Annotated in this window: 8 protein-coding genes and 1 pseudogene; 4 read left to right on the top strand and 5 right to left on the bottom strand. The window is 72.3% G+C overall.

Translation table 11 applies throughout. The annotated features are described in order from the left end of the window. The 4 genes and pseudogenes from VFZ39_RS18280 to VFZ39_RS18265 all read left to right on the top strand — a co-directional run. Nucleotides 1–318, top strand: a pseudogene (locus VFZ39_RS18280) (low molecular weight phosphotyrosine protein phosphatase); the annotation flags it as partial. Next, entirely contained in the window at nt 315–1,181 is an 867-nt protein-coding gene (locus VFZ39_RS18275; protein WP_330867229.1) for a fructosamine kinase family protein, read from the top strand. The pseudogene VFZ39_RS18280 and the gene VFZ39_RS18275, both read left to right, overlap by 4 nt. A gap of 63 nt (nt 1,182–1,244) precedes the next feature. Further along, complete coding sequence (locus VFZ39_RS18270; protein ID WP_330867228.1) at nt 1,245–1,943, top strand: response regulator transcription factor; 699 nt, start codon at nt 1,245–1,247, stop codon at nt 1,941–1,943. Continuing rightward, entirely contained in the window at nt 1,940–3,334 is a 1,395-nt protein-coding gene (locus tag VFZ39_RS18265) for a HAMP domain-containing sensor histidine kinase (protein WP_330867227.1), read from the top strand. The genes VFZ39_RS18270 and VFZ39_RS18265 overlap by 4 nt, the downstream gene beginning before the upstream one ends. Here the strand turns inward: VFZ39_RS18265 and VFZ39_RS18260 are convergent. From VFZ39_RS18260 to VFZ39_RS18240, 5 genes are all read right to left on the bottom strand, one after another. Next, the gene (locus VFZ39_RS18260) at nt 3,311–4,579 is read right to left on the bottom strand and encodes an anthranilate synthase component I family protein (protein ID WP_330867226.1); all 1,269 of its coding nucleotides are present in this window, start codon (nt 4,577–4,579) and stop codon (nt 3,311–3,313) included. The two genes, VFZ39_RS18265 and VFZ39_RS18260, sit on opposite strands and share 24 nt — an antisense overlap. Continuing rightward, the gene (locus VFZ39_RS18255) at nt 4,576–5,166 is read right to left on the bottom strand and encodes an aminodeoxychorismate/anthranilate synthase component II (protein ID WP_330867225.1); all 591 of its coding nucleotides are present in this window, start codon (nt 5,164–5,166) and stop codon (nt 4,576–4,578) included. Before VFZ39_RS18255 ends, VFZ39_RS18260 begins: the two co-directional genes overlap by 4 nt. A 37-nt stretch (nt 5,167–5,203) precedes the next feature. Then, nucleotides 5,204–6,928: a sulfatase-like hydrolase/transferase gene (locus VFZ39_RS18250; protein ID WP_330867224.1), complete on the bottom strand. Its 1,725-nt coding sequence runs from the start codon at nt 6,926–6,928 to the stop codon at nt 5,204–5,206. A 76-nt stretch (nt 6,929–7,004) separates the two neighbouring features. Next, the gene (locus VFZ39_RS18245) at nt 7,005–8,900 is read right to left on the bottom strand and encodes an anthranilate synthase family protein (RefSeq protein WP_330867223.1); all 1,896 of its coding nucleotides are present in this window, start codon (nt 8,898–8,900) and stop codon (nt 7,005–7,007) included. A 180-nt stretch (nt 8,901–9,080) separates the two neighbouring features. Beyond that, on the bottom strand, nt 9,081–10,652 hold a 1,572-nt coding region (locus VFZ39_RS18240), incomplete at its 5' end, for a HelD family protein (protein WP_330867222.1).

The following is a 10,652-nucleotide window of genomic DNA, read 5'->3' as shown; positions in this document are numbered from 1 at the left end:
CCGATGGACGACCGGGCCGCCACCACCCTGACGGCGGCCGGGTACGACGCGACCCGCCACCGTGCCCGCACCTTCGACCCGTCCTGGCTCGACGAGCACGACCTCGTGCTCGCCATGGACGAGAGCAACGTCCAGGCCGTCGGCGGTGCCGGTGGGCGCACCATGCTGTTCCGCACCTTCGACCCCGACGAACCCGGCGGTGAGGTGCCCGACCCGTACTACGGTGACCTCTCGGACTACGAGGAGGTGCTGCGCATGGTCGAGCGCACCAGCAGGGGGCTCGTCGCCGCGCTCGATCGGGAGCTCGCACACTCATGACCCGGCTGCCGCTGATCGCCAAGCGAGCCGAGGAGCTGATCGGCTCCGCGGTGATCGCGACCGCACCGGTCGCCGGCGGTGACATCTCCACCGCCACGAGGATCCGGACCAGCGACGGCACCACGGCGCTGGTGAAGACCTTCCACCAGGCACCCGAGGGGTTCTTCGACGCCGAGGCCAGGGGGCTCACCTGGCTGGGGGAGGCCTCCGCCGACGGCGGGGTTGCCGTCCCCGACCTGCTCGGCCACGACCACGAGTGCCTCGTCCTCCGGTGGGTGGAGCCCGGCAAGACCACGGTCGACGCCGCGGTCGCGTTCGGCCAGGCGCTGGCGCGCACCCACCGAGCGGGCGCCGCGGCGTTCGGGGCCGAGCACGACGGATACATCGGCCGGCTCCCGCTGCCCAACCGGACCGCCCCGACCTGGCCGGAGTTCTACGCCACCCGCCGGGTGCTCCCCTACTTGAAGCTCGCCCGCGACCGGAACGCCATCAGCGACGAGGACGCCGCTGCCGTCGAGTCCCTCGTCGGGCGGCTCCCGGTGCTGGTGCCCGAGGAGCCGCCGGCTCGGCTCCACGGCGACCTCTGGAACGGCAACGTGCTGTGGGGACAGGACGGCCAGTGCTGGGTGATCGACCCGGCGGCGTACGGCGGCCACCGGGAGGTCGACCTGGCGATGCTGTCGCTCTTCGGGCTCCCCCACCTGCACCGGATACTCGACGCCTACGAGGCGGAGCACCCGCTCGCGGACGGCTGGCGCGACCGGGTCGGCATCCACCAGCTCTTCCCCCTGCTCGTCCACGCCTGCCACTTCGGCGGCGGGTACGGCGCGCGCGCTGCACACGTCGCCCGCTCGTACACCTGACGCGGAGCGTCGCTCTCAGCGCGGGCTCAGGCTGGACTCAGGCTGGGCTGGCACAGTAGGGCCGTGCCTGCCGTCGCCCGCCCCCGCGTCCTCGTCGTCGACGACGACCGGGCGGTGCGGGAGTCGCTGCGCAGGTCCCTGGAGTTCAACGGCTACGACGTCGCGCTGGCGTCCGACGGGGCCGAGGCGCTCGCCCACATCGGCACCACGAACCCGGACGTGGTCGTGATGGACGTGATGATGCCCCGGCTCGACGGGCTCGAGGCGACCCGGGCGATGCGGTCGGCCGGACACGACCTGCCGATCCTCGTCCTGACCGCCCGCGACGCGGTGGGCGACCGGGTCGAGGGCCTCGACGCCGGCGCCGACGACTACCTCACCAAGCCGTTCGCGCTGCCCGAGCTGCTCGCCCGGCTGCGGGCGCTGCTCCGCCGGGTCGTGCCCGCCGAGGACGCGGACGAGGAGGTGCTCGAGTTCGCCGACCTGACCATGGACGTCGCCACCCGCGAGGTGCGGCGGGGGACCAGACAGATCGACCTGACACGCACCGAGTTCACCCTGCTCGAGATGTTCCTGCGTCGTCCCCGGCGGGTGCTCGAGCGGTCGTTCATCCTCGAGGAGGTCTGGGGATATGACTTCCCGACGACCGCCAACTCGCTCGAGGTGTACGTCGGCTACCTGCGGCGCAAGACCGAGGCCGCGGGTGAGCCGCGGTTGATCCACACCGTGCGCGGCGTCGGTTACGTGCTCAAGGGACCATGACCGGCCCCACGCCGAACGGCCGCTGGCACTACCGGCGCTCGCTCGCCAGCAGGGTCACGATCCTCACCACCCTCGCGGTGGGGCTCGCGGTCGCCTTCGTGGCGTTCGCGGCGTTCATGACCGTCCGGATGCAGATGCAGTCGACCCTCGACCAGTCGCTGCTCGACCGCGCCCAGAAGGTGGCGACGTACGACGTGCCCCTCGACGTCGAGGTGCCCTCGTGGGCCCTCGGCGCAGCCGACATCAGGATCCTCTACTTCACCTCCGCTGGCCGTTACCGCACCTTCGACGACTTCCCGGCACTGCGGCTCGGCCAGCCCGAGCTCGACGTGGCCGCCGGCGAGTCGGCGCGCAGCGTGCGGACCCTCGTCGCCGACGACGGCGAGCGGTACCGGGTCGTCACCGTTCCCGCACGAGACCCCGGGCAGGCGCTGGTGCTGGCCCAGTCGCTCGAGTCGCAGCAACGCACGCTCGCGAAGCTGGGGGTCGTGATGCTGCTGTTCGGTCTGGCCGGCGTGATCGGCGCGGCCGCCGCGGGGTGGGCGGTCGCGCGCAACGGGCTCCGGCCGGTGCGTCGGCTCACCGCGGCCGTCGAGGCGATCGCCGAGACCGAGGACCTCCGGCCGCTGCCGGTGGAGGGCGACGACGAGGTCGCACGGCTGGCCAGCGCCTTCAACACGATGCTGGTCGCGCTCGCCGCGTCGCGCGACCGGCAGCGACGTCTCGTGGCCGACGCCGGCCACGAGCTGCGTACTCCGCTCACCTCCCTGCGCACCAACCTCGACCTGCTCACCCAGGCCGGGTCCGACCTGCCGGACGCCGCTCGGAACGAGCTGCTCGGCGACGTCCGGGCGCAGATCGAGGAGCTGACCACGCTGATCGGCGACCTGGTCGAGCTCGCACGCGACGACCCGATGCCGACGGCGGTCGAGACCCTCCACCTCGACGACATCGTCGACCGCGCCCTGGCCCGGGTCCGCCGTCGTGCACCTGGCCTGGCGTTCGAGGCGGACGTGGAGCCGTGGACGATCGTCGGCGAGGCGCCCGCTCTGGAGCGGGCGGTCACGAACCTGCTCGACAACGCGGCGAAGTGGAGTCCTCCGGGTGGCACGGTCCGGGTCCGGCTGGCCGACGGGGAGCTGACCGTCGACGACGAGGGCCCCGGCATCGCCGAGGCCGACCTGCCGCACGTGTTCGAGCGGTTCTGGCGCTCGGAGGAGTCACGCTCGATGCCCGGCTCGGGTCTCGGCCTCGCGATCGTCGCGCAGGTCGTCGACCGGCACTCCGGCACCGTCACCGCCGGGGCGGCGCCCACGGGAGGCGCTCGGCTGACGGTCCGGCTGCCCGGGGTCCGGGAGCCGGAGCCCTCAGTCGTCGAAGACGGCGCGTAGCCGGTCGGCCTTCCAGACCGTCTCGTCGTACTCGTCGTCCACCTGGGAGTGCACCGTGATCCCGCCGCCCGTCCCGAGCGTCCACTGACCGTCGCCGGCGGTGAAGAGGCTGCGGATCACGACGCCGAGGTCGGCGCGACCGTCGGCTGCGATCCAGCCGAACGCCCCGGCGTACGCCGAGCGCGGAGTGGGCTCGACGGCGGCGATGATCTCCATGGTCCGTCGCTTCGGGGCGCCGGTCATCGACCCGGCCGGGAAGAGCGCACGCAACGCGTCGAGCGTCGACACGTCGTCGCGCAGCCTGCCCCGCACGGTGCTGACGAGCTGGTGGACGTTCTCGTAGGACTCGACGGTCATCAGCGACGGCACGGTGACGGTCCCCGGCTCGCACACCATCGAGACGTCGTTGCGGAGCAGGTCGACGATCATCAGGTTCTCCGCCCGGAACCGCGGGTCTCCGGCCAACGATGCGCGGTGGCGCTCGTCCTCCTCGGGTGTTTCGCCTCGAGGGGTCGTGCCCTTGATCGGCTTGGTCTCGAGCATCCGGTCGTCGGTCACCAGGGCGTAGCGCTCGGGGCTCGAGCTGAGCAACCACGCGCGGGACCCCACCACGTCGTGCTGGAGGAACCCCGCGTACGGCGCGGGGTTGAGGCGCCTCAGCCGCAGGTAGGCCTCCGGCGGTGACAGCCCGCTGCTGATCGTGGCGCGGTAGGTGAGGTTGGCCTCGTAGGTGTTGCCCGCGTGCAGCTCCTCCTGGACCCGGTCGAAGGCGGTGCGGTAGGCGTCCGGCGTGCCGTTTGCGTCCAAACGGCGACGACTCGCCGAAGAACCCTGCCGTATCTGACCAGTCGACGGGGTCGGCACCGACGCGTGCTCGAAGAGGCGGACCCGGCCGGGTCGCAGCCACACCGCGTCGGGGACCGGTCCACCGGGGTGGGCGGTCAGGTCGGGTCGACACGCGTAGCCGAGGTAGCCGAACCACTGGCCTCGGGGATCCGCAGCCAGCTCGGCAGCCAGCACGTCGAACACGTCGTCACCGACCACCTCCGCCCGCCCCCCGCGGTGGCGGGTGACCTGCCGGCCGGCCGCGTCGTAGGTGAGCGACACGTCGTCCGCGTCGAGCCAGCCGATGATCGACTGGTTCCCCGACCACTCGCGCGCACCGCCGCCGTCGAGCCAGAAGCAGCGCGGATGGTCGCGCGCGACGTCGAGGAAGTGCGCCGCCGGGTCCCCCTGCGGGCTCATCGGTCCCCGGCCAGGAAGTTCGCGACGATGGCTGCGCCGTGCTCGGACAGCACCGACTCCGGGTGGAACTGGACGCCCTCGATCGGCAGGTCGACGTGCCGGACGCCCATCAGCGCCCTCGGTCCCTCGTCCCGCGAACCGGGGGTGGTGGCAGTCGCCTCGAGACACCGGGGCAGGTCGACCCCCTGCAAGGAGTGGTACCGGACCGCGCGGAACTCCTGCGGCAGCCCGGTGAACACGCCGGCGCCGTCGTGCTTGATCAACGAGACCTCACCGTGCGCGGGTACGTCGCGCTCGACGGTCCCCCCGAACGTCGTGATCATCCCCTGCATGCCGAGGCAGACCCCGAGGACCGGGCGGGTACCGGCCAGCAGCACCTCGCGTCCGACCGCGAAGTCGGCCGGCTGGGCGGGGTGTCCCGGCCCCGGCGAGAGCACCACGAAGTCGTGCGCCAGCACCTGCTCCGCACCGACCTCGTCGTGCTGGACGACGGAGGGCAGCTGCCCGGTCACCTCGGCGAGCAGGTGGACCAGGTTCCAGGTGTAGGAGTCGTGGTGGTCGACGACCACGACGTCCGGGACGGCCACCGGCACAACCTACTGGCCGAGCACGGGCGGGCGAGCGTCAGCGGGTCAGCTCACGACACCTGCGCGGGACCGGCTGGTCCAGCGTGATCTCCTGGCACGCGGTGAAGCGGTCGAGCAGCTCGGTGAGGCGGGCGACCCGAGACTGCTGCCGCGGGTCGCCGTAGGCGTTGCGGCGTTCCCAGCCGACAGATCCGTAGTCGTAGAGCTCGTAGGCGTGGTCGACGCCCTCCCAGGTCGGATCGAGGTCGAAGCGCACCAGCAGTGCCCGTCGGCTCCGCACCGCGACGTACGACGGGATCGAGTCGATGCTGCCGCCGGCGAAGCTCGCGTCCGGGTCCGGACCGAGCGACTTCGACCAGGTGTGCTCGAAGAACGTGTGGTCGCGCCGGGAGCGCCCGGGGTCGTCGAAAGTGGGCACGAGCGACGTGCCCGCGCGGTAGGCCGGAGGGGCCAGGCCGGCCAGTCGCTCCAGGGTCGGCGCCAGGTCCAGGTTCGACACGACCTCCGCACGCGCGCCCGGCACGACTCCGGGGCCGGTGATGATCAGCGGCACGCGGACGTCGGCCTCGAACGGCGAACCCTTCCCCTGCCCCAGCCCGTAGCGGCCGAGGTGGAAGCCGTTGTCGGAGGTCAGCACGACGAAGGTGTCGGGGCCGACCGCAGCGCGGATCCTGGCCACCATCCGGTCGATCGACTGCACCATCTGGGCGCGCTGCCGGAGCGTCGAGGTCGCCACGTCGGGGTCCGGACTCGCCACCGTGGCGGGCCGCCACTGAGCAGCTAGCGAGCCGTCAGCACGGACCGGAGCGTTGTCCGTCTGGTCGTCGGCGAAGCCGGGCAGCGTCGATGCGTCGAGGTCGCCGCAGGCGACCGGACCGCAGTTGCCGGCGGTCCTCGGCCCGGGTCGGTCGGCGAACGCCGGTGGGAACCCTGGATCGCCCGGGTAGTGGCCCTCGGGCCGCACGCGTGAGTGCGGGCCGAACGGCGTCACCATCAAGAAGTACGGCGAGTCGCGTCGCTCGTTCTGCCGCACGAACTCGACCGCGCGGTCGGCGATCACGGTCCCGGCGTAGGCCGCGTCCTTCTCGACCCGGGTCGCCTCGGCGGGCGGTGCCGCGACGTGCTCGACCACCGCGTCACCGTCGGCGTCGGTGCGCATCGTGTGGAAGTCCCAGCCGTCGTACGCGTCGGGGAAGACCGGCTGCCAGCTCGACCACCCCGGCGGCACGGGAGGCAGCTCGACGCCGTCGCCCAGGTAGTACTCGTTGAGGAACTTGCCGATCAGCCCGGTCGTCCACCCCGCCTGCTGCAGCTGGACGTTCACACTCCGCTGCGGGTTGCCGTAGGCCTCGAAGGCCTCGAACCCGCCGAGCGGGCCGACCAGGTTCGGGGTGTTGGCGGTGTTGGTGCGCACCCCGGTCTGGTGCGGGTACTGGCCGGTGAACAGGCTGCTGCGCGAGACGCAGCACAGCGAGTCGACGACGTACGCGTGCTCGTACGACGCCCCGGCGCGGGCCATGACCTGGGCCTGCCGCATCGCGGGGAGCAGATCCAGCGAGAAGTCGTCCATCAGCACGACTACGAAGCTGGGACGTTCCGGTCGTCCGGGGGCCCGTTGCTCGGGCTCGGCCCTCGCGATCCGGTCGCCCTGCACGACGCGCGGTCGCTCGGGCCGCTCCTTGCCCACGTCCGCGGTCGCGACGCAGCCCGACGTGAGCAGCACGCCGCTCACCGTCGCCACGATGCCTGCCCGCATCCGCATCTCGCACCCCGTCGTCGTGTGTCTCCCTCACAGGAGAGACGCGCGTCGACGGTAAACGGTTGCCGGGAGGTACCGCTCAGGTTTGGAGAAGTTCGCACACGAGGTCGTGAAGCAGGTCGTAGCCGTGCTCGGTGAGGATCGACTCGGCGTGGAACTGGATGCCGCGGTAGTGAGGGCCGCGCACCAGGTGAACGTCGCCGGAGCCGGCGTCGGTCTCGACGGTCACGCCCTCCGGCAGCTCGGCGTCGACCCGCGCCACGAACGTGTTGTAGAAGCCGACCCGCTCGGTGCTGCCGCCGATCGACACCGGTGACTGGGTGCCTTGGAACACGATGTCCTTGTAGCCGAGGTCGAGGCCGAGGTGGTGGCACAGCGCCTGGTGGCCCAGGCACACGGCCAGGAACGGCTGCCGGCGCTCGAGCAGTCGGCCGACGGCGGACCGGAAGGTCGCCATCTTCGGGTCGTCCCCGTCGCGTGGGTCCCCGGGTCCGGGCCCGACGATCACCAGGTCGGCGTCGTCGAGACAGCCCTCGACGTACGCGTCGTGCCGGACCACGTCACTGGTCAGGCCGAGCACACCGAGCACGTGGCGCAGCATGTTCACGAAGTCGTCCTCGCCGTCGAGGATCCGCACGTGCCGGCCCCGGAGGGCGGGGTCCGGCGGGGCGCCCGCCTGGTCGGTGAGCCAGAAGGACGACAGCCGTTGGTTGCGGTCGTGCAGGGCGAGCAGCACGTCCTCGTCCCGCGCGAGACCGGCCACGTCGAGCGCAGGGACGGTCGCGGCCGGGACCAGGCCGAACGCACTGAGGATGCCGCCCGCCTTGGCATGAGTCTCGGCGACCTCGTAGGCCGGGTCGGAGTCGCGCACCAGCGTCGCACCCGCGGTGATCTTGACCCTCCCCTCCGGATCGACGTCGGCGGTGCGGATCAGGATCGGGCTGTCCATGGTGTGCCGGCCCTGCCGGTCGCGACCGAACAGCGCGAGCGCGGCGCCGTAGTAGCCGCGCCCCTCGGTCTCGTACGACGCGATCAGCCGGCAGGCGTTCTCGACCGGCGACCCGGTCACCGTGGCGGCGTACATCGTGTCGCGGAGGATCTCGCGCGGGTCGCGGTGGCTGCGGCCGGCCAGCAGGTACTCGGTGTGGATGAGGTGGGTCATCGGCTTGAGGTACGGGCCGAGCACCTGGCCGCCCTCGTGGCACAGGTCGCACATCATCTTCAGCTCCTCGTCGACCACCATGAAGAGCTCGAAGATCTCCTTCTCGTCGACGAGGAAGTCCAGCAGCCGCTCCCGCAGCTCGTCCTGGCCGTCCACCCCGCCGACCCGGAACGTGCCGCTGATCGGGTTCATCCGGACGTCACCGCCCCGCACGCTGACGTGCCGCTCCGGGCTCGCGCCGATCAGGAACCGGTCGCCGGTGAAGAAGCAGAAGGTCCAGTACGCGCCCCGCTCGCGCTCCAGCAGGCGTCGGAACACGGTGAGCGCGCGGTCGGCGTCCCAGTCGGCGACCACTGCCCGGTAGTGGCGGCCGATCACGAGGTTGGCGCCCTCGCCCTGGCCGATCTCGTCGCGGATGATCCGCTCGACGACCGCGCCGTACTCCTCGTCGTCGACGCCGAAGCCGCCCCGGTCGGCGAACTCGATCGGCGCGTCCGGGAGTCCGTCGAGCAGGTCGTCGACCGCCACCTCGTGCTCGACCTCGACGTCCACCACGGTCAGCGGGGAGCCGTCGTCGATCGCCTCGAAGCCGCGCTCGGCGACCTGCCGGAACGGCACGGCCGCCAGCCGGTCCGCGCGGCGCCCCGGGTCGGGCACCCCCTCCTCGAGCGCGATGTCGAGGATCGAGGCCAGCTCGCGAGGTGTCCCCCCGACCAGCCCCGCCGTCGGCTCGGCCTTCCGCCGGATCACTGCCCACGCGCCGTACCCCTGGATGTCCTCCAGCAGAGCACGCACGTCCCGGGCGCCAGTCATGTCGAGAACCCTAGGGCCGACCGTTCACGTCTCATCCACCCCGTTGAGTCGTGGACATGCGGCTGTCGAGTGGCGTGGGTGCGGCCGTCGAGTCGTGGACGTGCGGCCGTCGAGCAACGGAGATGCGGCCGATCACGCCGCAACCACACGACTCGAGTGCCGCAGACGCGCGAATCAACGTCAGGAGACGGTGGTGAGCCGTTGTGTGGCGCGGGTGAGGACGACGTAGAGGGTGGCGCGGCCGGTGGCGGACTCGGACTCGATCTCCTGCGGTCGTACGACGACGATGCCGTCGAACTCCAAGCCCTTGGTCTCCAGGCCGGTGAGCAGGATGACCCGCTCGTCGAGCCGGCCGGCCAGCCACGCGCGGACGTCGGCGACCCGGGCATTCGGGACGACCACGCCGACCGTGCCGGCTACCGACCCCGCCATCGCGTCGACCTCGGCCCGGGTGACCTGCTCCAGATCCTCCCCCGCGGTCACCTCCCGCGGCTGGACCCCGGTCGAGCGGACGGCGGTGGGCAGGTCGGCGTGGAGGCCCACGCGCTCGGCGTACGCCGCGGCGTTCTCGTAGATCTCCGAGGAGTTCCGATAGTTGGTCGAGAGGTGGAACTCGTGCAGCTGCTTGCCCTCGAGGGCGGCGGCGCGGGCCGCGGCGGACTCGGCGGGCTCGGGCCACGACGACTGGGCCGGGTCTCCGACGATCGTCCAGGTCGCGGCGCGGCCGCGACGGCCGACCATCCGCCACTGCATGGGCGTCAGGTCCTGGGCCTCGTCGACCAGCACGTGCGCGTAGCCGTCGTCCTCGATCCGGTGGCTGGGCGGCGCCCAGGCGCGGCCGGTCGGGGCGTACTCCCGGTCGGCGGCGGTGCTCAGCTCCTGGAGGTCGACCGCACCCTCCGCCACGAGCTCGTCGTCGGGCTGCTCGCCGTGCCGGGCGGGCACGTCGCCGAGCGCGTAGCGCAGCTCGTCGATCAGCGCCACGTCCTCGATCGAGGGAGCCGCGCCCGGGTCGTCCGCCCACGACTTGGAGAGCAGCCGCTGCTCCTCCGGCGTCAGCACGCCCTCGGCGACCCGGGCGAGGATCTCGGGGTCACGCAGCCAGCCGAACACGTCGGTCGCCGAAAGCGGCGGCCACCACTCGATCGCGAAGTCCACGAACTCCTGGTGGGAGAGCATCTCGTCCTCGAACGCCTCGCGACCGCGCTCGCGACCGCGCGCTCCACGAACCTGGCGCCACATCACGTCCAGCAGGGCGCCCACCACGCGAGGCAGCTGCCGGTTGCGAGGTCCGTGGGACAGCAATTGGCGCCGCAGCCGGCTCAGGCCCCCCCGGTCCAGCCGCAGCACGTCGTCGCGCCAGAAGACCCGGAACTCGGTCGGCCCACCCGGCACCGGCTGCCGGGCAGCGCGGCGCATCAGCTCGGCCATCCGCGCCGAGCCCTTGAGGTCGGCGACCGCCGGCTCGTCGTGCCGAGACGCCTTCACGCCGTCGACGACCTCTCCGAGGGAGCGCAGCGCCACGGCGGTCTCGCCGAGCGACGGCAGCACCCGCTCGATGTAGCGCATGAAGACCCCGCTGGGGCCGACGACCAGCACGCCGCCGCCCTCGTAGCGACGTCGGTCGGTGTAGAGCAGGTACGCGACGCGGTGCAGCGCCACCACGGTCTTGCCGGTGCCGGGACCGCCGGTGATGAGCACGACGCCCTTGCCCGGCGCCCGGATCGCCTTGTCCTGCTCGGCCTGGATGGT

Origin of the sequence: Nocardioides sp. (genome assembly GCF_036374615.1) — a bacterium.
GTDB lineage: Bacteria > Actinomycetota > Actinomycetes > Propionibacteriales > Nocardioidaceae > Nocardioides.
Note: the sequence above shows the minus strand (reverse complement) of the source record. Positions and strands in the feature narration are given on the sequence as shown.

Excerpts from the sequence above, each read along its gene's own strand:
- VFZ39_RS18260 (WP_330867226.1), bottom strand. The coding sequence starts at position 4,579 with ATGAGCCCGCAGGGGGACCCGGCGGCGCACTTCCTCGACGTCGCGCGC.
- VFZ39_RS18250 (WP_330867224.1), bottom strand. The coding sequence starts at position 6,928 with ATGCGGATGCGGGCAGGCATCGTGGCGACGGTGAGCGGCGTGCTGCTC.
- VFZ39_RS18245 (WP_330867223.1), bottom strand. The coding sequence starts at position 8,900 with ATGACTGGCGCCCGGGACGTGCGTGCTCTGCTGGAGGACATCCAGGGG.
- VFZ39_RS18275 (WP_330867229.1), top strand. The coding sequence starts at position 315 with ATGACCCGGCTGCCGCTGATCGCCAAGCGAGCCGAGGAGCTGATCGGC.
- VFZ39_RS18265 (WP_330867227.1), top strand. The coding sequence starts at position 1,940 with ATGACCGGCCCCACGCCGAACGGCCGCTGGCACTACCGGCGCTCGCTC.